Below are 22,265 nucleotides of genomic sequence, written 5' to 3' on the forward strand. Positions count from 1 at the left end.
CCATAATAATCCCAAAGTAAGGTCAAAACGATGAGAGAAGGTAGAAAAACCACCATAATAATCCCAAGCTAAGGTCAAAACGATGAGAGAAGGTAGAAAAACCGCCATAATAATCCCAAGCTAAGGCCAAAACGATGAGAGAAGGTAGAAAACCCACCATAATAATCCCAAGCTAAAGTCAAAACGATGAGAGAAGGTAGAAAACCCATCATAATAATCCCAAGCTAAGGTCAAAACGATGAGAGAAGGTAGAAAACCCGAAAAAATCAAAGAGTGCTTCATTTTTTCAGCAAAAAGGAAGGGGAAAAAAGAAAATCTAGCCCCTTCCCAATGTAAGAGATAAGAGACCGAACTAATTTGCCTTGAGATTTTAAAAAATCAAAAATCAAAAATCAAAAATCGAATAGAATAGATGGAATATCTTCTGAATGGACGATTAAATCAGAGACGGTTACAACTGTATATTGATGTTTTTTTAAGTGTTCTAGAATCGATTTTAATGCCGAGATTGTTTGGGTGCGATCGCCGCCAGAATCATGTAACAAGACGATATCACCAGGTCTCACGTTTGAAATCACATGGTTCACAATTTTTTTACTGCCTGGATTACTCCAATCCATTGGATCTTGATGCCATGACCACATAATAACAAGATAATCCTTTTTTACAGCGGTATTGATAATGGAATCATTGTACAATCCTCCTACTGGACGATAAAGAACAGGGCGATAACCTGTTACTTTTTCTATTAAATTGTTGGTTGAGTCCAGTTCAGCTGAAAGCGTTTTTTCTGAAATAGAGGCATTATAAATGTGATTATAAGTATGATTTCCTATTTCGTGGCCTTCCTTTGCGATCCGTTTTAAAATATCGGGATGTTCTTCAGCTTTGTTACCAGAAACAAAAAAGGTCGCTTTTGCATTATATTGGGCTAATAGATCCAAAATTTCAGGTGTGTAAATCGGATCAGGTCCATCATCAAAGGTAATAGAAATGACCTTTTTATTCATATTTTTAAAATCCCAGATCACATTGCCAGTTTGTTCATAAAATTCTCGATCTCTTACTAGGGGGGCTGCATTTGTAATTAGTGGAAAGACACAAAAAAGTAACAGAAATAAGAAAAAGCATTTTTTCATCTTCGTTCACCTCTATTGTTGAATGAAATTAGTTTATGTAAATATACAAAAAACACTCTCGGGCAAAGAAGAAAAAATTTTGAGGGATAATTATTCTGTTATTTTCCAAATAATAGAATTTCTTCTGATTTTTAATGGAGGGTGTAGTATGTCTGATCAATCTCTATATGAAAAAATAGGCAGAGAAGCGGCAATTAATAAGGTTGTTGATTACTTTACAATGAGCTCGTAATAAAAGATGAGACAGTTAATCATTTTTTGGCACAAACTGATATGGAAAAACAAAGACGGCATCAAACAAAGTTTATTAGCTTTGCTCATGGAGGTCCAAATCAATATAATGGCCGTTCAATGGCAAAGGTACATGAGGAGATGAACATTCAGCCAGAACAATTTGATACGATTGCTAAACACCTACACGATGCACTTGCCCACCATGCAGTAGACGAACAAGATATCAATGCTGCGATAAAAAAGGTAGCTTCATTAAAAGGTGATAATATTTATAAATGAAGAATAATTGGTGATAAGTTTGATTATTTTTCGAAAACGAAAACGCATTTAATAATCATAGTAAGATTGAAACTTCGTTGTTTTTTGAAATTAATCTACAGAGGGTACCAGAAAAGTGCATCTCCCAATGCTACCACTTTTATTCTAAGGAAGTGGTTTTTTGTTGATAAATGACTTATATCCATCTTTCATCCAATTATTATAAAAGAGAAAAACATTACTAATTCTACCAAAATAAATAAGATTGAAAATGCTCATATGCAGTTGTTTGAGTATGCAGGATACAATAATAATGAAATAAGAAAAGGGATGAAGCTAGCTTCCGATGAATTTATTCAGGCAGGTGTAACGAGTATTCATGATGCTGGCGCATATGGAGACGGTGCTGAATCACTTCGTATCATGCAGCAAGCAGTCCATGCGAGCGAAATAAAAGTAAGGGTTTATGCAATCATCGGCTCTCTAACAAACTCACATGAATTTGTTAATCGAGTAGTGAAGGCAGGTCCTATTACAGGACTTGGTGATAATCGTTTTAAAATTGGTCCTGCAAAATTATTCACAGATGGAAGCAGTACTGGACCTACCATTGCTACACGAGAACCTTATTCTCATAATAAAAATGATTGCGGTATCCTTTATTATAGTCAGGGAGAATTAAATGCAATCCTTGGTGAAGCGCATAAAAAAGGCTTTCAGATTACTGCTCATGCGCAAGGAGATAAGGCGGTAGAAATGATCTTAGATTGTATTGAACATGCTTTGGAGGAGCAGCCACGTAAAAATCACCGTCATCGGATTGAACATGCCGGGATTGCTTCACCCGATTTACAGGATCGAATTAAGAAACTTGGCGTTGTACCGATTCCTAATCCGCATTTATTTATGTCAATGGTGATAGTTATAAGAAGTATTATGGTGAACGTGTAAATAATATGTACCCTGCAAGGGATTATATCGATAGGGGAATTGTAGCAGCATTCGGATCTGATGCACCAGTTACTTTCTTAAATCCTTTATTGGGTATACATGCTGCAGTAAATAGAATATCTGTAAAAGGAGATTCAATTGGGGTAAACCAAAGGATTGATGTGATGGAAGCGATAAAAGCTTATACATGGAATGGGGCATTTGCAAGCTTTGAGGAAAGTCAAAAGGGGAGTATTGAAGTCGGTAAATTAGCTGATCTTGTAATACTAAATGATAGCATCTTACAAGCAGATAAATCGGCAATAAAGGAGATGAATGTAGAATTTACAATGATTAATGGCGATGTGTTATATAATAGACATGAAGTTTATAAAAATAGGGAGACAAATAAAGCAGTCAATTGATCTTTTTTATAAACCTATCTGATTTATCGTTTCTTTGTATCCCGATTAACTGCTTGTCAAATACTGCCTGCGAGTGAAGAATAATACAAAAGGGAAGACTTTAAAAATTTCCTGTAAAAGCTTTAGGCAGCCCAATATAGGAAAATATTTGCTTCCTAAACCAAGTATTGTTATAATGTTTATGAATTTAATAGGGAAATTTATCCACTAGGGGTGCCTTTTACTAAGGCTGAGATTAAAGTGAAACTTTAAGACTCTTAGAACCTGATCTGGTTTATACCAGCGTAGGGAAGTGGTGTATCTGGATCATTCACGTTTAATGATGTTGCCAATACAACCACTTTCTGATTATAGAAAGTGGTTTTTTTATTGTTTAACATCTGTCTATTGATTAAAAAATTTATAAAAGGGAGATCGAAAAATGACTACATCTTTTACCCAGCAAATCAGAAAAGAAGCGAATGAAATATGGATTGCCAATTTTAATCACCCGTTTGTTAAAGGGATTGCTAACGGAGATTTACCATTGGAGAACTTCCGTTATTATGTTTTGCAAGATTCATATTATCTTTCACATTTTGCCCGTGTACAAGCAATTGGCGCCGCAAGAGCAAATGATATATACACGACATCAAGAATGGCTGCACATGCGCAAGGGACATATGAAGCGGAATTAGGCTTACATGAAAAGTTTATGAGCTTATTAAATATTTCTAATGAAGAAATAGCGAAGTTTGATCCAGCACCAACTGCCTATGCTTATACTTCACACTTATACAGAGTAGCTGACTCTGGAAGTATAGGTGAAATTATTGCTGCCTTATTGCCGTGCTATTGGATTTATTATGATATTGGTCAAAACTTTCAAGGAGCGGAACCCGATGAACCAATTTACCAAGAGTGGATTGATGCGTATGGTGGAGAATGGTTTGGTGATTTGGTTAAGGAACAAATTGAACGACTAGATGCATTAGCAGAGAAGATGTCTGAGGATGAGAGGGCAAGGATGAAAAAGCATTTTATTATTAGTTGCCAGTATGAGCTTCAGTTTTGGGAAATGGCTTACAAATTAGAGGATTGGTCAGTGAAATTGAATAAAACAATTTTGCTATAAAAATGGCAAAGCAATTGCATCTTATTTCTGACGGAAAGCTGTCACTAGCAGCCTTTGCGGACATAGCTGGTAGGGTCGTATCATTTGTGGATTTTATTCATTTGCGGGAAAAAGAGGTGTCTTCTTTGGAATTATACCATGGCGTACAGTTACTGCTAAATAAAGGAGTTCCCTCACAGAAAATAATCATCAATGATCGAGTCGATGTTGCCTCAGTTTTTGGAACAGGTATACAGCTTGCCTTTCATAGCTTGCCTACATTTATCGTAAAGAAGTATTATCCTGACATTCTTGTTGGCCGCTCCATTCATTCAGTTGAAGAGGCAATTGAAGCGGAAAAACAAGGAGCGGATCTTGTGATTTATGGTCATGTATATATGACAAGCTCGAAGAAGGACCTCCCACCCAAAGGAATAACAAATATAGCAATCATCAAGAAAAAAACAGACATTCCATTAATTGCGATCGGAGGAATTACTCCTGATAATGTTTCGGAAGTATTAAATATGGGTGCCGATGGAATAGCAGTAATGTCAGGAATTCTCCATGCAGAAAATCCTTTTCAGGCTGCAGAGTGTTATGCGAAAAAACTAATTCAAGGTGGGAAGGCGTATGAGTAAAGTCTATGATGTCATTGTTGTTGGGGGAGGAATTAATGGAAGCTCCATTGCCTTCCATTTAGCCAAAAGAGGATATAAAGTCACTGTTATTGAGCAGGGGAAAATAGCCGGTAAGGCTTCCGGTGCTGCTGCAGGTATCCTGGGTGCACAAACTGAATTAACGGAGGACGGACCGTTATTTCAATTAGCTCGCCAAAGCAGAGCGATGTTTCCTGATATTATCAATGAATTAGAAGAGCTATCAGGTGTTCAAATTGGCTATCAATCAAGAGGAGTTTATAAAGTCGCTTCTACAGAAAACCATGCTCAAAAGCTTAAAACATTAGTCCATTTACAAACAAATGCTGGTGAAAAGGCTGAATGGCTGAATATAGAAGAATTAAAGAGGCGGGAGTCTGCTATATCAAACACTTTATTAGGGGCAATGTACATTCCAGAGGATGGCCAGGTTCAAGCATATGAATTCTCTCTTGCGTTTGCGAGAGCAGCCATGACTCTCGGTGCTGAGTTTTATGAATATACAAGCGTGCATGATTTCCTTATTAAGGATGAGAAAGTGCAGGGAGTTCAAACAAGTCAAGGTGATTTATTATCAGATTCAGTTATTGTGGCTGCAGGAGCGTGGAGCAGTTTGCTGCTCGAAAAAACCGGTTTAACTTTGCCGGTTTTTCCAGTAAAGGGTGAATGTTTTTCAGTTATCTCTCAAAAGCAGCTAGTAAAGGCTACAATCTTTTCAGATGATTGTTATATTGTTCCGAAGAAGTCTGGGAGATTGATAGTTGGAGCCACAGTTAAACCAAATACTTTCGATGAAAAAGTATCCTTCGGTGGAATCTCTGCATTAATGGAAAAAGCTATAAGGCTTTTGCCGGATATCGCTAATGCAGAATGGGTGAATGCATGGGCAGGAATTCGGCCAATTTCAGGAGACGGACTGCCTTTCTTAGGTGAACATCCTAATTATAAGCAATTGTATATTGCCACAGGACATTTCAGAAACGGGATTCTCCTTGCTCCTGTTACTGGAAAGTTAATCGCGGACTATATAGATGGGAATAGGCTGGATATAAAATCTTTCGACCTGTCTCGCATAAACTCCAAATTCACGAGTATTAAGGAGGGAGCAGATGAATTTAGTCGTTAACGGAAATGATGTAAATATCCCAGATTCAGTCCAAACCGTATTAGCGTTATTGAACCATTTCCAATTAGAGAATAAGATTGTCATCGTTGAAATCAATCATTCTATTATTAATAAATCTTTATATGAAGAAACTAATATTTCTGATGGTGACCATATTGAAATCGTTCACTTTGTAGGAGGAGGATAAGATGTTGAATATCGGTCCACATAAATTTCAGTCAAGGTTGTTGCTCGGAACCGGAAAATATCCAAACATGGAAATTCAAAAAAAAGCGGTAGAGACTTCAGCAACAGAAGTGCTAACATTTGCAGTCCGCCGCATGAACATTTTTCATGCAAACCAGCCCAATTTTCTCGAAAAGCTGGATTTAAAAAAATATAAACTGTTACCGAATACTGCTGGAGCAAAAACTGCTGCAGAAGCTGTCAGAATCGCCAGGCTTGCTAGGGCATCTGGACTTTGCGATATGATCAAGGTTGAAGTCATTGGCTGTGATAAAACGCTTCTCCCAGACCCAATCGAAACACTCAAAGCATCGGAAATACTATTAGAAGAAGGTTTTATCGTTCTTCCATACACTTCAGATGATGTAGTATTAGCAAGAAAACTGGAGGAATTGGGCTGTCATGCTGTGATGCCGTGTGCCTCTCCAATCGGTTCTGGGCAAGGCATTATTAATCCGCTAAACCTCCAGTTTATAATCGAACATGCTTCTGTACCGATCATCGTTGATGCAGGAGTAGGGGGACCAGCGGATGCGGCTTTGGCGATGGAACTGGGAGCTGATGGCGTATTATTAAATACTGCTGTATCTTCAGCAAAAAACCCTGTAAAAATGGCGAAAGCAATGAAACAAGCAGTTGAAGCAGGACGACTAGGATATGAAGCTGGGAGAATATCCAAGAAACAATATGCAATGGCAAGCAGTCCTGGGGAAGGAATGTCTCAAAGTGAGTGATCGCTACTCCCGGCAGATCCTTTTTTCTCCTATTGGAAAAGAAGGTCAAGCAAAGTTAAAAAACAAACATGTACTTATAGTCGGTGCCGGAGCTTTGGGAGCTGCCAATGCTGAAGTGCTTGCCCGTGCAGGTGTCGGAAGGATTACGATAGCTGACAGAGATTATGTAGAATGGAGCAACCTTCAGCGGCAACAGCTATATACCGAAGAGGACGCCAAGCAAAGAATGCCCAAAGCGACGGCAGCTGCCAAACGGTTAAGAAAGATTAATTCCGATGTGGAAATTAGCCCTCATATTCTCGATGTGGGTGTTCAGGAATTAGAAGCATTAATAACCCATGTTGATTTAATCATAGACGCTGCAGACAATTTTGATATACGCCTAATGATCAATGATCTCGCGCAGAAACGTGAAATACCTTGGATTTACGGAGGCTGTGTCGGCAGTTATGGTTTGAGTTTCTCCATCCTCCCAGGATTGTCTCCATGTTTGATGTGTTTGATGGAGACAATCCCAATAGAGAGAGTGACTTGTGATACAGCCGGTGTAATACAGCCTGCCATTCAAATGGTTGTCTCATATCAAACCTCGGAAGCCTTTAAGATTCTTGTGGAGGATGATCAGTCCTTAAGGCGCACGCTTGTCTCTTTTGATCTTTGGAAAAACCATCACAGATCTATCGATGTGTCTTCACTGAAAAAACAAGAATGCTTATCCTGTGGGAAGAACAGGTCATATCCAAACCTTTCTTATAAGAATCAATTGAAAACAGCTGTGCTTTGCGGCAGAGATACAGTGCAAATACGGCCATCCCATTCTCTACCAATCAACCTAAATCATTTAGCTGATTTGATAGGTGATCAAGGAATAAAAGTTGAGCAAAATCCATTTTTACTTTCATTTGCAGTTGAAGATGTACGGTTAGTTATTTTTAAGGATGGCAGAGCGCTTGTTCATGGAGTGACAGATGTTGTTAAAGCTAAATCGCTCTATCACCGTTACCTAGGATAACTTGGATGCATTGACCTCTGTTTTTTTGTATTAAATTGATAAATGTCTTTTCTAAAGAGGAGAAAAAAAGTAAAATTCTAATACAAATCACTATCTGATTAAGAGCCTATTAAACAGATATTTGCTATAGCAACAAACTAAGATGTTCATAGACATTACAATGTGAATTCTAACTAACAGGAATGGAATCTTCATATGTCTCTACACATAAAAATGTGGTAAGAATCCTATCAAAAATTGGCGAGGTACGATAACCAATCTTTTTCAAAGAAGAGACAGCTTTCCAAAATATTATTCATTTGGGTATGTTGACTTTAGCAACCTTTGGATTGGTGAAGAGTGAGCTGACAAACTGTTTTAACAAGGAGGACACTATGCCAATATATAATAAATTGGTTCGCGATCATATCCCACATATCATAGAAAAAACAGGAAAAAAATATACTGCAAAAACACTTGATGATGGAGAATATATAAATGCATTGAAGAACAAAAGTTTAGAAGAGCTGCAAGAATACTTTAATACAGAAAATCATGCATATGCAATTGAGGAGTTAGCGGATGTGCTTGAAATTATTCACGCCCTCGCGAGGTATCATGGTGCATCCAACGACCAACTGGAGGATATACGTTTGCAGAAAGCAAAAAAACGGGGCGGTTTTAATGATAAAATCTATCTGATTGAGGTTGAAGATTAGACAAAACTTTTATAAATATGATCACATCACATCAAAAACACAGTTATTTCGTCATCAACTTGGCATGCGCGTTTTCTAGATCTCACCAGAGTATTCTTAATTATATTTACTTATTCCCATAATTTCAATTTATGGTAGACTTAAACAGTCATAAGCAAAATACGAACTTGGGGGATATTCTATGAGGAAAATATGGTTTTTACTACTTTTAGCAGTCTTTCTCACTGCGTGTTCATCTGATGAAGCAACAAATGGTGAAAAGAAGGAAGAGCCAAAAGTAGCGGAGGCGAAAGCTGAAGAAGAGGAAAAGGGTGTTGAGGTTGATAAGGGCCTCCTGGATGTTGAAGTGACACTTCCTGCTTCCATGATTGAAGACGAAGAAATCGATTCAGCAATATCTGAGGCGAAAGAAGACGGCATTAGTGATGTAATTAAAAACGAAGATGGATCAATTACATATAAAATGACTAAAGCCCAACATAAAGAAACAATGAAGGAAATGGAAACAAATCTAACTGAGGCTATTCATGAATTGAAGACAAGTGATGATTATACATCCATTAAAGATGTTGCACATAATAAAGATTTTTCAGAATTCACAATGGAAGTAGAAAAAGAAACATATGAAAATGGTTTCGACAGTCTTGCGACATTTGGATTAGGTTTTGCAGGAATGTACTATCAAATATTTGATGGAGCACAGCCTGACAACTTTAAGGTTAAAATTTTCGTGAAGGATGAAGCTACACAAGAAATATTTGACGAAATTGTGTATCCTGATGATTTGCAAGAAGATGAATAATGAGATGAAAGCACCCTGGTTTGGGTGCTTTTTTCTTTGAAGTATAAACTTTGAATTATTTCATTTCTATTAAGCTGATAAAAATTTGTATTTCACCGTATGAGGAAGTCAACTTAGTATTTCAATGGAGGCAAGAAATTCTTAGGAGGTTAGCTTATGAAATGTAAAAAATTCGATGTGCATACAATGAAGCTGAATATTATGATGATTTAATGAGGGTGACAGACGGGAAATGCACCCCTAATCTCGGCGGCAAATTTTATGATGATTACCCTGGAGGCTCAGGGCTCGGCCGGAAACCCGTGTTTTCATTCTTACTTGTCAATAAGCGATAATTATGCCACTATATAACCGTATCATAAATGAGGCCGCATTTTATAGATAACAGTCAGGAGAGAACTGAAATGGCGAAAATACCGAGTTGTCCTAAGTGTAATTCAGAATATACATATGAGGATGGAATTCTTATCATTTGTCCGGAGTGTTCATATGAATGGACTTTGAAAAATAATGAGAATGAAGAAGATAATTCAATAAAAGACGCAAATGGAAATGTATTAATGGATGGTGACAGTGTTAGCATCATTAAGGATTTAAAAGTAAAAGGCAGTTCCTCAATTTTAAAGATTGGAACAAAAGTCAAGAACATCAGACTGGTAGATGGCGACCATAATATTGACTGTAAAATTGATGGTTTTGGAGCAATGAAATTAAAATCTGAGTTTGTGAAAAAAGTATAAGGCAGTATATCCTCAAAAAATCCGGTATCTATTTTATAGATTATCGGTTTTTTATATTAATGATGAAAAACCATATATAAACGATTTTTTTGAGGGAAACCAGGTGAAATAAACTCGACCAGCTAGGAATGATTTAAAAGGATTTGTAATAAAAATAGAAAATGTTCATTACGGATTTAATAGAAAAACCCATATAAACTATAAGAAGAAAAAACGTCCTTCCAATCAGAAACCGGTAAAGAGGTGTAAATCAGCGGAGAAAAAAGGTCTTTCCAAGCGGAAACCGGTAAAGAGGCATAAATCAGCGGAGAAAAAAGGTCTTTCGAAGCGGAAACCGGTAAGAGATGAAAATAAGCTTAGAAACAGAACCTTTCTACGCAGAAACCGGTAAAGAGGCATAAATCAGCGGAGAAAAAAGGTCTTTCGAAGCGGAAACCGGTAAAGAGATGAAGATAAGCTTAGAAACAGAACCTTTCTACGCAGAAACCGGTAAAGAGGATAAATCAGCGGAGAAAAAAGGTCTTTCGAAGCGGAAACTGGTAAAGAGATGAAGATAAGCTTAGAAACAGAACCTTTCTACGCAGAAACCGGTAAAGAGGTGTAAATCAGCGGAGAAAAAAGGTCTTTCGAAGCGGAAACCGGTAAAGAGATGAAGATAAGCTTAGAAACAGAACCTTTCCAATCAGAAACCGGTAAAGAGGTGTAAATCAGCGGAGAAAAAACGTCTTTCCAAGCGGAAACCAGTAAAGAGATGAAAATAAGCTTAGAAACAGTCCCTTTCCAATCAGAAACCGGTAAAGAGATGAAGATAAGCTTAGAGACAGAACCTTTCTACGCAGAAACCGGTAAAGAGGCATAAATTAGCGGAGAAAAAACGTCTTTCCAAGCGGAAACCGGTAAAGAGATGAAGATAAGCTTAGAAACAGAACCTTTCTACGCAGAAATCGGTAAAGAGGCATAAATCAGCGGAGAAAAAAGGTCTTTCGAAGCGGAAACCGGTAAAGAGATGAAGATAAGCTTAGAAACAGAACCTTTCCAATCAGAAACCAGCAAAGAGGTGCAAATCAGCGGAGAATATGACGCCTATTTAACAAAAGGAAATTAAAATAGATTAGAATTTCCAATTGGTAATTCTAATCTATAAATATACAGGAAGAAGGAGTATAATTGCATATATTATATACTTAGGAGTTACAAACCAATGAACAAGCAAACAAGCAAATACAGATGGGTCGTATTAGGAACGGTCTTTATATCATACTTATTTATTGTTAGCCAAAGAACAGCACCAGGATTAATTACGGATCAATTAATGGTTGATTTTCAACTGACCGCAGTGGTTATCGGTTTGATGACGAGCATTCAATTTTTTGCCTATGCGGGACTGCAAATTCCAATCGGGCTGCTGTCAGATCGATATGGTCCAAATGTCTTTTTAATCATTGGAACATTGCTCAATGGATTTGGAACATTGATGTATAGTGTTGCGGGCAATGAATGGCTGCTCGTATTGGCACGGTTATTATGCGGCATTGGTGATGCAACGATTTGGGTGAATCTTGTATTGATTTTAAGTCAATGGTTTAAATTGAAGGAATTTTCCATGCTGGTGGGAATTGCTGGAATGACTGGGAGCTTTGGCTTTTTGCTTGCTACGGTTCCTTTTTCCACTTGGATTGCTTCATTTGGATGGAGAGCGCCGTTCTTTGTTGTGGGCATCGTGCTGGTAATATTGGCATTCCTTTTATATTTTGTATTGATCAAACAGCCTGCAAGAATATTTAACGAAGAAGCAGTGAAAGAAAAGCGGAAGTTGCCGCGCGAGAAAACAATAGTAGTTTTAAATAGATTAATAAGGAGCAGACAGGCATGGGCGACTTTTCTTTGTCACTTTGGTGTAGTTGGCAGCTACATAGGTTTCATAGGCTCATGGGCCGTACCATATGGCATGGATATGTATGGATTATCACGTTCTGATGCAAGCCAGTTAATTATGTATGGTTTATTTGGCGCGATCATCGGTGCGCCATTAACGAGTTGGATTACTGGCCGCATCCAATCCATCAAACGGCCGTATGTACTTGTGCACGTGCTGGTCCTTTTTAGCTGGAGTGTCTTTTTACTTTTAAATGGTAAACCTCCCTATCCGCTGCTTGTTGTGTTATTTTTCATAATAGGATATGGAAATGGAGCGAGTACCCTGACTTTCGCTGCTGTTCGCCAATCCTTCGATCTAAGAGAGGTTGGACTAGTATCAGGGTTCGCCAACACAGGTGGGTTTTTAAGTGCTGTGCTGCTGCCAAGTATTTTTGGGAAAATCCTGGATCATTTCAATGTTGCAGATTCTTTAGTTGGATATCATTACGGCTTCATCATACCGGTGCTGTTTTCCTTAGTTGGCCTATTTGGCGTATGTCTGTTAAGGGAAAGCCCTTTAGAGGTTAAGGAGGCAAAGGAACAAGCCGTTTGATAGAAGAAGAAGCCACTATGAAGTAGTTTCTTCCTTTACACCTTTTTTAATCATTTGGATGTGATTATTAGTTTAGTAATAGTGGTAAAAGAAAAACAAGGATTTATAGAGGCGTTAAACGAACAACATATATGATTTTTTGAAGATTTCAAAGCAAAAGAGACGTAATATATCGTATATGATAAGAGTTTAGTCCTGATTGGGCTAGGCTCTTTTGTTTCTCTTTACTTTTTTTACAAAGAAAATGGGTCTTTTTATCTAATTATTACATTTTCATTAAATCTTTATTACTATAATATCAAGAATTAATTGTATAGATCATTTATTTCTAGTAAAATAATTATATTAAATTACTAATATTTTCTTTATTTTTATAGATACTGGATGAATTGAATATGAATTGGATATTGTTTTGAGGGGGGAACTTGGATGAAGGAACGTAAGAAGAAGAAAGGGAATTACCTTTCATTGCGCATTAATATTATGTTTTTTGTTATTTTTTTGTTGTTTTCCGTTTTGATTTTTCGACTGGGCATGGTGCAGATCGTCTTTGGCGAGGACTATAAACGAGAAATCGAGAGAACGGTGGAAGTTCCTGTAACAACTCCAGTTCCACGCGGGAAAATATATGATGCAAATGGGAAATTAATTGTTGGCAACAACCCGCAAAAGGCGATTACCTATACACGCTCACATGCTGTTACTCAAAAAGAGATGATTGAAACAGCTAAACTGTTAGCGAAGCTGATTAAAAAGGACTCAGAGGAAGACCTTAAAGCCATTACCCAACGTGATCGTCAAGATTTTTGGATCATTGAAAACCCAGAACTGGCACTGAAAAAAATTAAAGAAGAAGATAAAGATCGCCTAACAGCTCAAGAATTGAGCAAGGCGGAATACGATAAGCAAATATATGATATGACGAGAGAAAGAATTACTGAGGAAGAGCTGAATTCTTTCTCTAAAGAAGAGCTTGAGGTTCTTGCGATATTTAGAGAAATGTCAAGCAGCATTGCTTTAACGCCTCACCCTATCAAAAATAAAAATGTTGAGGAAAAAGAATTTGCTATTGTGAGCGAAAACCTTCATGTTTTGCCGGGTGTTGATACGACGGTAGATTGGGATCGGTTTAATGCCTTTAAGGATGAAGATGGCAATGTCACACTTGGCTCTGTATTAGGCAAAATTACTACCTCAAAAGAGGGTCTGCCAAGTGATATGCTTGAGTATTACGAGGCGCGTGGCTATAGCAGAAATGACCGCGTCGGAAAAAGCTATCTTGAGATGCAATATGAGGATGTACTTCAAGGGCAAAAGCAAATCATCAAAAATCATACAGACAAAACTGGGAATTTAATCAAAACTGAAATCGTTCGCGATGGAAAAGCCGGCAAGGATCTTGTACTAACAACAGATATTGAATTCCAGCAAGAAGTGGAAAAAATCATTCAAAAAAGGCTCGGTAATATGAGAGCGAGCCAATATTATATGGATCGGGCATTCGTTTCTGTCATGAATCCTAAAACAGGAGAAATATTAGCAATGGCCGGCAAGCAATATGTGAAAGATAAAGAAACGAATAAAACTGAAATTAATGATTATGCTTTAGGGAATATGAATACCTCGTATTCGATGGGGTCTACCGTGAAGGGTGCGACGGTGTTGGCTGGGTATCAGACGGGAGTAATCCAACAAAATACGTATTTATATGACAGTCCTTTACATTTTAAAGGTACGCAAGTAAAAAGATCGTGGAATACTTCGGGTTTTGGAAGTATTAATGAACTTTATGCGTTACGAAGGTCTTCCAATGTTTATATGTTTTTGATTGCAATGAAAATTGGGGGGCAACCGCAATATGTGGCGAAGGCTCCTTTGTCCATTAATAAAATTGAAGGGATTAATGAACTAAGAAGAAACTTTAATCAATTTGGCTTAGGTGTGAAAACAGGAATTGATCTTCCAGGCGAACACGCAGGATATGGCGGTGATCAAATCCCTCCAGAACCAGGAAAGGTATTGGACTTTGCAATTGGCCAATATGACACCTACACACCTTTACAGCTTGTTCAATACATTTCAACCATTGCTAATGGCGGATATCGGATACAGCCTCATATCGTCAAGGAAATTCGAGAACCAAACTATGAAAATGATGAGCTGGGTCCTGTGTACCAAGAGATTAAACCTACTGTCTTAAATAAGGTGGACATGAAGGATCAATGGATTAACAATGTCAAGGAAGGTTTTAGACAAGTAGTTAATCACAATCAGGGTACAGCCTACAGCTCCATTAAAAACAAACAATACAAAATCGCCGGTAAAACTGGAACAGCGCAAGCACTTTATGATGGTCCGCTTGGCGGCCATCCAATGCTTTGGAATTTGACCTTCGCCGGTTATGCACCATATGATGATCCTGAAATTGCATTATCTGTGGTCGTACCATGGGCATCTACAGATAAAACTCATATCAACTTGGATATAGCGGATGAAGTGTTTAAGGCCTATTTTGATTTGAAGGAAAAGCGGGCAAAGGGCGATGCAGCTAAAGAAAACGAAGAAATATCAGGGGATGGAACTGAGTAATCTGCTCCTTTTATAGTATAATAAGAAAAAGCATCAAGCCTTAAGGGTTTGGTGCTTTTTAAATGTTTAGTAGTTTGAATACAACTGCAAAATACATTTAGACCGATACATGCAGGGAGTGCTGATTGTGATTAAAAACGGGGTCATCTCACTTGGAGAAGTAATAATTGATTACATTGCAACAGACAAAAGTAATACGGATTATCATCGTTTTCTTGGCGGAGCGACTGTCAATGTAGCTGTTCATATAGCAAGATATAATTTTCCATCCTATTATTTAACCAAACTTGGAATGGATGAGGAGAGTCTGTTTGTTGAAGCAGAATTTTATAAAGAAAAGGTGAAATTGAACGGTTGTGTTCGGTCAGAGACGAAACAATTATGTGAGGTCTATGTTCACCAAGATGAGGCAGGGGATAGGTACTTTCATTCATATAAAAATCCTACTCCGGAAGAATGGCTGTTGGAATCGCAAATAGATGCTCAAATATTTAATCAATCTAAAGTCTTTTATTTCGGTTCGGGGACATTGTTTCATCCGATATCACGAAGGACAACTGAAGCAGCGATGGAATATGCCAAGAACAATGAATTGTTTATTGCCTTTGATACGAATATTCGTATGAAGCGTTGGCAAAGTGAAGTGGAATGCAAGCAAACGATTACTGGATTTTTACAACAGGCCGATTTAGTTAAAATGGCGGAGGATGAACTGCTTTTTTTAACAGGAGCAAGTTCGCTCAAAGAGAGTATTGAGGCTACTTTTAAATGGGAAATACCTTATCTTTTCATAACCAGAGGAGAAAATGGAGCCTGTGTGGTCAATGAGGGAAAAGTGATAGATGTTGCTAAAGTACAGGTGCGTCCAGTAGATACGACGGGAGCAGGAGATGCTTTTATGGCTGCACTAATAGGCTGCTTTCATGAATATGGTACACCTGCAACCGATGATCATTTAAAAAGCTATTTAACTTTTGCTAACGAGGCAGGTGCAAGGACTGTAACGAAATTGGGCTCATTCTAGAATGAGTGAAGAGGGAGCTTCAGTGTAAGAAGTTCCCTTTGTATTATTATTCAATAACCTCAATCATTTCGGTGTGAATTTGGATGAAGTACGTCTCTAATAATGAATCGAGTTTGCTTTCAAGCTTTTCGTATTCACTATTTGCTATTTCGATTAACTTATAAAATTCAACATCTGTTATTTCTTCATTTTCCAGTTGGATGTACATTTCAAACATTTCCACACCATACTTGGTTACAATAGCTGCATAGTCTTGTGCACCAATTTTTAAAAGGATAGAGGATAAGTGGTTTACATATGTATTTATCCCTATTTCCCCCATATTTTGAGATTGCCAGTTTAATAGACATTCGTGGCCGCCGCTTTCGACTTCAGAATAATAGTGAAACACGAGCGACGCTTCACGAAATAATGGGCTATCATTTTGATAGTCAGTGGACACTAATACATGAATGACAGCATTCCAAATGTCACCTCGACTGTTAAGTGCGTTTTTGCTCATTTTAATTTTCATATAAACCTCCTATTTATGGAAATTATATAATAAAATTTAAAATATTCCACACGATTTACATGGGAGAAGAGAGAGAAGGAGAATATAAGTGTTTTGGAGGGAGGGGAAATGATGTTAATTAAACCGAAAAAGTTACAGGCTGGTGATCTAGTTGCTACGGTTAGTCCTTCATGGGGAGGAGCGGGGAATTCTGAACTGAGATGGCGCTATGACCTGGGGATAAAACGGCTTGTGGAAGTATTTGGATTAGAAGTTCTAGCCATGCCGAACAGTTTAAAAGGAGCGAAATTTGCCTACAACAATCCTCAAGCGCGTGCAGAGGATTTAATGACAGCCTTTAAAGATCCGCAGATTAAAGCCATTTTTGCGAATATTGGAGGGGATGACAGTATTCGTTTGCTGCCATATATAGATTTTGAGGTGATAAGACAGAATCCGAAAATTTTTATTGGATATTCAGATATAACCATCCTGCATCTGTTTTGCCTTAAATCTGGTATCACCTCCTTTTATGGACCAGCAATAATGGTTGATTTTGCAGAAAATGTTAAAATGCATGATTATACCATCGAAATGGTTAAACGAACACTCTTTTCAAATGAGCCTATTGGGCACATAGATGCGGCAAAGGCATGGACGAGTGAATTTCTGCAATGGGATGAAGCAAATATAAATATCAGCCGAAAAATGAAAGTTAATACTGGGAACGAGGTGCTTCAAGGGGAAGGCACAGTCCAAGGTCGATTAATTGGCGGATGTATAGAGGTATTAGAGTTTGCGAAAGGGACAGAAATTTGGCCTGATAATCATTATTGGAATGAGGCAATATTATTTTTTGAAACGTCTGAAGAAAAACCAGAGCCCCAGCAACTTAAATACTGGCTGAGAAATTATGCAGCACAAGGAATCCTGCAAAAAGCCAATGGAATCATTGTCGCTAAACCGCTTGACGAGAAATATTTTGATGAGTATAAAACAAGCATCTTAGATGTAATGAAGGAATATAACCTGGAAGATCTGCCAATTCTTTATAACCTAAACTTCGGTCATACTGAACCCAAATTTATTTTACCTTATGGAGCTATGGCCGAGATAAACTGTAGAACAGGCAGCTTTTCTATTTTGGATAGCGGGGTAAATTAACCGTAGTATTCAACTGATATCTCTTTTAAAACAATTATTTTCAAAAAAAATAAATGGCAAAGAGCCTTTCTACTAATTTAACGTAAAAAGGCTCTTTAACAATTATTTGAATTCTTCCACTCGATCTATCCATTCACTGATATGTGAATGAAACAGGCCAGCTTGTTCAATTTGCAAGTTATGGCCAGCTCTATTCAGCACAGCGAAGGTTGCTCTAGGGAAATGATCCAGAAGTTCAAAGGCATCTTTGTATCCGACTACTGAATCTTGTTTTCCTAGTAAAAAAATACTTGGCTTGTCGCAGCCGACTCCTTCTAAACTGAAAGAAAATCCATATCCTTGCTGTACTTTTGCTAAAAACATGGGATCTGAGAGTTTGCTGCCTGCCAGTATCTCTTTGGAGTACCGATCCCAGTTATATTCGTCAAGGACCACGTGATTTGCACGGAAATTCAGCAACTCCTCTTCCGTTAAGCGCGTTAGAAACTCTTTATCAGAAGTGATAATAGCATGATTCGGAAGATCTCTGTCTTCATGACTAGGTATAATCATTGGGCAAATAAAGGCTGCCCCTAATATGCGATCTTTTAGTTCCTTAATAATGCCCCGCGCCAAGTAGCCACCATAAGATTCTCCTGCGATAAGGAAGGTTTGATTGGGGATTAATGTTTCTATTAGAGTAATCACTGCATTCAGCATGTCATCACTATTATTGATTTTTTCATAATCCTTCGTTTGCCCCATCCCGGGGAGGTCAATATAGATTCGTCGCCATCCAGCGCGGTCTTTAATGATAGGCTCCATACAAGCACTCATTAATCGATGATCAAGTGAATATCCATGAATCATTACGATTGGCTTACCTTCACCAATGTCCTCATAGTAAATATTTGCATGACTAACCTTACAATACGGCATTTTTTTATTCTCCAATCTTTTATGGTCATTCAAAACCTGCTAAAAGAAGCTATCCAATCCTAGTGTGGATAGCTTCTAATGGTTAACCTTGAATAGCAAACTGAATCATCAGCTCAATCGCGGTTGGAATTGCTTCTTCGTCAATGTCAAATTTCGGGTGGTGATGAGGGTAGCTGCTTTTCTCACTCTTCATGCCGACGTTGATAAAAGCCCCTGTCTTTTCTTTTACATAAAAAGAATAATCCTCAGCTCCCATGGAAGGATCAAGTGATAGAAAAGCATCTTCTCCAAATGTATCGATAATCACCTTTTTAGCAGTTTCACAAGCTTCAGGGTGGTTATATAATGGCGGGGTGCCAGGAATATAATCATAATGTCCTTTAGCTCCGAAACTTGCGGATATTGATTTTGTTAACTGTTCTGTTTTTACATACATCATTTGCGCAGTTTCGAATGTCATCGCTCGAATGGTTCCTTGTATCTTTACTTGATGAGGGATGACATTATAGGAATTACCTGCCTGCATTCCGCCAATCGAGATGACTCCTGCTTGTAATGGATGAAGATTTCTGCTCACGACAGACTGGAACGCCTGGATCAGGTGAGTAGCGATATAAATTGGATCAATGGCATCTTGCGGATTTCCGCCATGTCCGCCGACACCCTCAATGATAATATCAAAATCATCACTGGATGCCATCGAGAAGCCTTCAGCAAAACCTATCTTTCCGAGTGGGACATCAGAGATTAGATGAACACCATATATGGCATCTACGCCGTCAAGAACACCTTCCTCGACCAGTTTTTTTGCACCGCTTGGTGACTCTTCCTCAGAGCTTTGAAAAATAAAGACAATATTATTCTTTATTGCTTCAGCATGCGATGTGATCCATTTTGCAACACTAAGCAGAATGGCTGTATGACCATCATGACCGCATGCATGCATGACACCAGATACGGTTGAAGTATATGCTTTGTTACCTTCTTCTTGGAGTGGAAGAGCGTCCATATCTGCTCGTAAGGCAATTGTCCTTTTACCTTCTGTTCCATAAAAGCGGGCGACGATGTTTGGAGTTGAAAATTTTAGGTCAGGTGTTAACCCGAATTCTTTCAGCCTGTCTCTCACATATGCCGCTGTTTGGTATTCTTGTCCGGAAAGCTCAGGGTACATATGAAAGTACCGGCGCTGTTTAACTGCCCAGTCTTTTAACTCGGAATCTATTAGCTTTATATTTATCACGTTGTTTCTCCTCCGTTTTTTAAAAAGGTCCGTTTTGAATAAAGTGAGCAATAATTAAAAATATAATTCCAATCGCTATTTGAATAAGAACGAGCGGCCATACCCACTTAAACCATTTAGTATAAGGAATACCGGCAATCGCAAGACCGGCAATCGCAAGACCGGCAATCAATACCCCTTAAGTAGGAAGATTGAGTTGGTAATGCCTCATCTCCTAATTGGAAGGTTAGAACAGCGGTCTGCCTGGTGACGCCAACAAGATCAGCTAAAGGAGCCATAATGGGCATTGTCAGGGCAGCTTGGCCACTTCCGAAGGGTACAAGAAAATTCAGAAATAACTGAACAAAGAACATTCCGATAGCCGTTAAAGCAGGGGTGATATGACAGAGTACGGAAGAAGCATAGTACAGAATGGGATCCATCATTTTTCCGTCCTTGAAGATAACCAGGATGGCTTGAGCAAACCCTAATTAAGGCGCCGCTAAGTACATCTTTTGCTCTGCTGACAAAACTATCTGCTCTGTTGCCAGAATGAAACTTTCCTATCATCCAATTATGACACTGAATAGTAGGAATAATCCAGCAATTTCAGTAATATACCAGCCGAATTTGATCACACCGAAAATGAGTACAACAAAATTTAAAAGAAATACTGCAGCTCCCATTTATGGCGTGTTTCTAATTTCGCATCTAGGGTAATGTTTTTACTTTCATTTGGATGGAAATGACCGAAGAATCGAATGTCCGGGTTCGCTTTTGTTTTTTTAGCATATCTATATACAAATAACACGGTTGCAACTAGTCCCATTCCTGAAAAAGTTGGAAGCTCTGCAATACTTTGTGCAACCCCAACATTAAAGGGTTCATAACCGCAGCCCTAAAACCGATATTAGTACCTATCGATACAATGGCAAAACCGACGAAGGCATCAAAGCCCAAAGCAATGGCAAGCGGGGTTACAATCGCTATGTAAATAATCGTTTCTTTTGCCATGCCCACCAATGTTCCGCCAGCAGCAAAGAATCATTGCATTAAGTGCACCAGTCACCTTCACCACGCTCCATGATAATTGGATATGGATCAAAGTACTTAATGTTTGCCGTAACACCGCCTGGCATTACTTCCTGTGCTTCTTGAGCAAATGCATAAGATTTTTTGGTTTTTGCTTTGAATTGTTCTTTTATTTCATCTAAATAGCTGACTTCCACCAGTTTCACCTCATAATAGAGAAATGTTTACTTCATATAATATTTCATATGAAATATATAGTACATAATACGCCGGTTTATTCTATTCGTGAAATGTATATTTTATTTTTTAATAAAAATGAAATATTCATTTCTTTTCTTGAGTTTTTGAATAGGTTTTTTCTAAGCTGTAGCGTATAATGGGATATATGAAAGCTATAGTTAGGATTTGAGAAATATGCAAAATATTTATCAGCGAATGGCCGAAAAAATGCCTCAAATGAGTAAATCACAAGAAAAGGTTGCCTCATACATATTAAAGAATATGAATACTGTGCCATTTTTAACCGTTGCGAAATTGGCGAAAAAAGCAGAGGTGAGTGAGGCGACGATTGTACGATTTGCCGTATTTCTAGGCTATTCAGGCTATTCCGAACTTCAGCAGTTGATGCAAAGCTCTGTCCAAAAACAATTAACGACTCCTGAACGCTTGAAGATGTCATCTGATGTATATAATGATCAGGTTCAAGGTATTTATGAAGTATTTCAAGATGATATTTCCAATATTAAAGCAACAATGGAAAAGTTGGACGAACAGCAATTTTTGAAGGCTGCCAATCTTTTATTAAAAGGAAGAAGAATATACATTTGTGCCAACCGAAGCGCCAAAGCAATAGGTGTTTTTCTTCAATATTATTTAAATATTATTTTAGGACATTCTGAAATGATTGGCTCTGCAGATATCGTATCTGAACAATTATATAAATTACAAGAGGACGACGTTGTTATTGGCATAAGCTTTGCCAGATATTCAATGAATACGATTGAGCTTGTGAAATATGCGAAGGAACAAGGCGCAACAACGATTGCGATTACAGATAATCTAATGTCACCACTTATCCCGCATTCTGATGTTGTTTTGACCGCATCTAGTCAACTGCCTACATTTATTGATTCATTCACAGCACCATTCAGCCTAATAAATGCTTTAATTGCTTATTTAGGAAAGGAAAGAATGAATGTGGTTGAAGATCGGCTTGGAAAACTGGAGGAATTATGGGAGAGGTTTGATATATTTTATAAAAAACAAGGTGGAGGTAAATAG

23 protein-coding genes, 2 pseudogenes and 1 riboswitch are annotated in these 22,265 nt (G+C 38.0%); of the genes and pseudogenes, 16 read left to right on the top strand and 9 right to left on the bottom strand.

Features of this window, described 5'->3' with window-relative positions; genetic code table 11:
• Positions 1 to 392: 392 nt before the first annotated feature.
• Entirely contained in the window at positions 393 to 1,139 is a 747-nt protein-coding gene (locus J2S17_RS00435; protein WP_370874916.1) for a polysaccharide deacetylase family protein, read from the bottom strand.
• 148 nt (positions 1,140 to 1,287) lie between these two features.
• Between J2S17_RS00435 and J2S17_RS00440 the strand changes: the two are divergent.
• The 14 genes and pseudogenes from J2S17_RS00440 (at position 1,288) to J2S17_RS00505 (ending at position 16,158) form a co-directional block, all read left to right on the top strand.
• A pseudogene (locus J2S17_RS00440) lies at positions 1,288 to 1,652 on the top strand (group I truncated hemoglobin).
• Positions 1,653 to 1,859: 207 nt separating this feature from the next.
• Positions 1,860 to 2,986, top strand: a pseudogene (locus J2S17_RS00445) (amidohydrolase); the annotation flags it as partial.
• A gap of 199 nt (positions 2,987 to 3,185) precedes the next feature.
• Positions 3,186 to 3,294: riboswitch (TPP riboswitch) on the top strand.
• A 113-nt stretch (positions 3,295 to 3,407) separates the two neighbouring features.
• On the top strand, positions 3,408 to 4,100 hold the full coding sequence (tenA, locus tag J2S17_RS00450) for a thiaminase II (RefSeq protein ID WP_307470826.1): 693 nt from the start codon (positions 3,408 to 3,410) through the stop codon (positions 4,098 to 4,100).
• A gap of 2 nt (positions 4,101 to 4,102) precedes the next feature.
• Positions 4,103 to 4,720: a thiamine phosphate synthase gene (locus tag J2S17_RS00455; protein ID WP_307470828.1), complete on the top strand. Its 618-nt coding sequence runs from the start codon at positions 4,103 to 4,105 to the stop codon at positions 4,718 to 4,720.
• Positions 4,713 to 5,864 (top strand): glycine oxidase ThiO, encoded by a 1,152-nt coding sequence (gene thiO / locus J2S17_RS00460; protein ID WP_307470830.1) that lies wholly within the window; start codon positions 4,713 to 4,715, stop codon positions 5,862 to 5,864. Before J2S17_RS00455 ends, thiO begins: the two co-directional genes overlap by 8 nt.
• Positions 5,848 to 6,051, top strand: coding sequence for a sulfur carrier protein ThiS (gene thiS, locus J2S17_RS00465; protein ID WP_307470832.1), 204 nt, complete (start codon positions 5,848 to 5,850; stop codon positions 6,049 to 6,051). The genes thiO and thiS overlap by 17 nt, the downstream gene beginning before the upstream one ends.
• A 1-nt stretch (position 6,052) precedes the next feature.
• The gene (locus tag J2S17_RS00470) at positions 6,053 to 6,823 is read left to right on the top strand and encodes a thiazole synthase (RefSeq protein WP_307470834.1); all 771 of its coding nucleotides are present in this window, start codon (positions 6,053 to 6,055) and stop codon (positions 6,821 to 6,823) included.
• The gene (locus tag J2S17_RS00475; RefSeq protein WP_307471562.1) at positions 6,816 to 7,835 is read left to right on the top strand and encodes a MoeB/ThiF family adenylyltransferase; all 1,020 of its coding nucleotides are present in this window, start codon (positions 6,816 to 6,818) and stop codon (positions 7,833 to 7,835) included. Before J2S17_RS00470 ends, J2S17_RS00475 begins: the two co-directional genes overlap by 8 nt.
• Before the next feature lie 374 nt (positions 7,836 to 8,209).
• Positions 8,210 to 8,533: a nucleoside triphosphate pyrophosphohydrolase gene (locus tag J2S17_RS00480; RefSeq protein WP_307470839.1), complete on the top strand. Its 324-nt coding sequence runs from the start codon at positions 8,210 to 8,212 to the stop codon at positions 8,531 to 8,533.
• A 181-nt stretch (positions 8,534 to 8,714) separates the two neighbouring features.
• Positions 8,715 to 9,335 (top strand): lipoprotein, encoded by a 621-nt coding sequence (locus J2S17_RS00485; protein WP_307470841.1) that lies wholly within the window; start codon positions 8,715 to 8,717, stop codon positions 9,333 to 9,335.
• 404 nt (positions 9,336 to 9,739) lie between these two features.
• Positions 9,740 to 10,075, top strand: coding sequence for a zinc ribbon domain-containing protein YjdM (locus J2S17_RS00490; protein WP_307470843.1), 336 nt, complete (start codon positions 9,740 to 9,742; stop codon positions 10,073 to 10,075).
• A gap of 1,201 nt (positions 10,076 to 11,276) precedes the next feature.
• Positions 11,277 to 12,545 (top strand): MFS transporter, encoded by a 1,269-nt coding sequence (locus J2S17_RS00495; RefSeq protein WP_307470845.1) that lies wholly within the window; start codon positions 11,277 to 11,279, stop codon positions 12,543 to 12,545.
• A 429-nt stretch (positions 12,546 to 12,974) separates the two neighbouring features.
• On the top strand, positions 12,975 to 15,134 hold the full coding sequence (locus tag J2S17_RS00500) for a peptidoglycan D,D-transpeptidase FtsI family protein (protein WP_307470847.1): 2,160 nt from the start codon (positions 12,975 to 12,977) through the stop codon (positions 15,132 to 15,134).
• Positions 15,135 to 15,261: 127 nt separating this feature from the next.
• Positions 15,262 to 16,158, top strand: coding sequence for a carbohydrate kinase family protein (locus tag J2S17_RS00505; RefSeq protein WP_307470849.1), 897 nt, complete (start codon positions 15,262 to 15,264; stop codon positions 16,156 to 16,158).
• Between the two features lie 46 nt (positions 16,159 to 16,204).
• On the opposite strand, the gene J2S17_RS00510 is transcribed toward J2S17_RS00505, so the two are convergent.
• The gene (locus tag J2S17_RS00510; RefSeq protein WP_307470851.1) at positions 16,205 to 16,672 is read right to left on the bottom strand and encodes a DMP19 family protein; all 468 of its coding nucleotides are present in this window, start codon (positions 16,670 to 16,672) and stop codon (positions 16,205 to 16,207) included.
• Between the two features lie 111 nt (positions 16,673 to 16,783).
• Here J2S17_RS00510 and J2S17_RS00515 point away from each other — a divergent pair, with 111 nt between their 5' ends.
• The gene (locus tag J2S17_RS00515; protein WP_307470852.1) at positions 16,784 to 17,815 is read left to right on the top strand and encodes a S66 family peptidase; all 1,032 of its coding nucleotides are present in this window, start codon (positions 16,784 to 16,786) and stop codon (positions 17,813 to 17,815) included.
• Between the two features lie 102 nt (positions 17,816 to 17,917).
• Here J2S17_RS00515 and J2S17_RS00520 read toward each other — a convergent pair whose 3' ends face one another.
• From J2S17_RS00520 to J2S17_RS00545, 7 genes are all read right to left on the bottom strand, one after another.
• Positions 17,918 to 18,733: an alpha/beta fold hydrolase gene (locus J2S17_RS00520; RefSeq protein ID WP_307471565.1), complete on the bottom strand. Its 816-nt coding sequence runs from the start codon at positions 18,731 to 18,733 to the stop codon at positions 17,918 to 17,920.
• A gap of 82 nt (positions 18,734 to 18,815) precedes the next feature.
• Complete coding sequence (locus tag J2S17_RS00525) at positions 18,816 to 19,973, bottom strand: M20 metallopeptidase family protein (protein ID WP_307470853.1); 1,158 nt, start codon at positions 19,971 to 19,973, stop codon at positions 18,816 to 18,818.
• Positions 19,974 to 19,992: 19 nt separating this feature from the next.
• Entirely contained in the window at positions 19,993 to 20,145 is a 153-nt protein-coding gene (locus tag J2S17_RS00530) for a hypothetical protein (RefSeq protein ID WP_307470854.1), read from the bottom strand.
• The gene (locus J2S17_RS28770) at positions 20,090 to 20,398 is read right to left on the bottom strand and encodes a hypothetical protein (RefSeq protein WP_370874917.1); all 309 of its coding nucleotides are present in this window, start codon (positions 20,396 to 20,398) and stop codon (positions 20,090 to 20,092) included. The genes J2S17_RS00530 and J2S17_RS28770 overlap by 56 nt, the downstream gene beginning before the upstream one ends.
• A gap of 215 nt (positions 20,399 to 20,613) precedes the next feature.
• Positions 20,614 to 20,781 carry a hypothetical protein gene (locus tag J2S17_RS00535; protein ID WP_307470856.1) on the bottom strand — a complete coding sequence of 56 codons (168 nt, stop codon included), beginning with the start codon at positions 20,779 to 20,781 and terminating at the stop codon, positions 20,614 to 20,616.
• On the bottom strand, positions 20,772 to 20,966 hold the full coding sequence (locus J2S17_RS00540) for a hypothetical protein (RefSeq protein ID WP_307470858.1): 195 nt from the start codon (positions 20,964 to 20,966) through the stop codon (positions 20,772 to 20,774). The genes J2S17_RS00535 and J2S17_RS00540 overlap by 10 nt, the downstream gene beginning before the upstream one ends.
• Positions 20,967 to 21,004: 38 nt before the next feature.
• Entirely contained in the window at positions 21,005 to 21,181 is a 177-nt protein-coding gene (locus J2S17_RS00545) for a hypothetical protein (RefSeq protein ID WP_307470860.1), read from the bottom strand.
• Between the two features lie 217 nt (positions 21,182 to 21,398).
• On the opposite strand from J2S17_RS00545, the gene J2S17_RS00550 reads away from it, so the two are divergent.
• Entirely contained in the window at positions 21,399 to 22,265 is an 867-nt protein-coding gene (locus J2S17_RS00550; RefSeq protein WP_307470862.1) for a MurR/RpiR family transcriptional regulator, read from the top strand.

Source organism: Cytobacillus purgationiresistens (assembly GCF_030813235.1).
In the GTDB taxonomy this organism is placed as follows: Bacteria; Bacillota; Bacilli; order Bacillales; family Cytobacillaceae; genus Cytobacillus; species Cytobacillus purgationiresistens.

Bases quoted from the DNA above. Each gene is read 5' to 3' on its own strand.
- J2S17_RS00435 (WP_370874916.1), bottom strand. From the start codon at position 1,139: ATGAAAAAATGCTTTTTCTTATTTCTGTTACTTTTTTGTGTCTTTCCA.
- tenA (WP_307470826.1), top strand. From the start codon at position 3,408: ATGACTACATCTTTTACCCAGCAAATCAGAAAAGAAGCGAATGAAATA.
- J2S17_RS00455 (WP_307470828.1), top strand. From the start codon at position 4,103: ATGGCAAAGCAATTGCATCTTATTTCTGACGGAAAGCTGTCACTAGCA.
- thiO (WP_307470830.1), top strand. From the start codon at position 4,713: ATGAGTAAAGTCTATGATGTCATTGTTGTTGGGGGAGGAATTAATGGA.
- thiS (WP_307470832.1), top strand. From the start codon at position 5,848: ATGAATTTAGTCGTTAACGGAAATGATGTAAATATCCCAGATTCAGTC.
- J2S17_RS00470 (WP_307470834.1), top strand. From the start codon at position 6,053: ATGTTGAATATCGGTCCACATAAATTTCAGTCAAGGTTGTTGCTCGGA.
- J2S17_RS00480 (WP_307470839.1), top strand. From the start codon at position 8,210: ATGCCAATATATAATAAATTGGTTCGCGATCATATCCCACATATCATA.
- J2S17_RS00485 (WP_307470841.1), top strand. From the start codon at position 8,715: ATGAGGAAAATATGGTTTTTACTACTTTTAGCAGTCTTTCTCACTGCG.
- J2S17_RS00490 (WP_307470843.1), top strand. From the start codon at position 9,740: ATGGCGAAAATACCGAGTTGTCCTAAGTGTAATTCAGAATATACATAT.
- J2S17_RS00495 (WP_307470845.1), top strand. From the start codon at position 11,277: ATGAACAAGCAAACAAGCAAATACAGATGGGTCGTATTAGGAACGGTC.
- J2S17_RS00500 (WP_307470847.1), top strand. From the start codon at position 12,975: ATGAAGGAACGTAAGAAGAAGAAAGGGAATTACCTTTCATTGCGCATT.
- J2S17_RS00510 (WP_307470851.1), bottom strand. From the start codon at position 16,672: ATGAAAATTAAAATGAGCAAAAACGCACTTAACAGTCGAGGTGACATT.
- J2S17_RS00515 (WP_307470852.1), top strand. From the start codon at position 16,784: ATGTTAATTAAACCGAAAAAGTTACAGGCTGGTGATCTAGTTGCTACG.
- J2S17_RS00520 (WP_307471565.1), bottom strand. From the start codon at position 18,733: ATGCCGTATTGTAAGGTTAGTCATGCAAATATTTACTATGAGGACATT.
- J2S17_RS28770 (WP_370874917.1), bottom strand. From the start codon at position 20,398: ATGATGGATCCCATTCTGTACTATGCTTCTTCCGTACTCTGTCATATC.
- J2S17_RS00535 (WP_307470856.1), bottom strand. From the start codon at position 20,781: ATGGGACTAGTTGCAACCGTGTTATTTGTATATAGATATGCTAAAAAA.
- J2S17_RS00540 (WP_307470858.1), bottom strand. From the start codon at position 20,966: ATGGCAAAAGAAACGATTATTTACATAGCGATTGTAACCCCGCTTGCC.
- J2S17_RS00550 (WP_307470862.1), top strand. From the start codon at position 21,399: ATGCAAAATATTTATCAGCGAATGGCCGAAAAAATGCCTCAAATGAGT.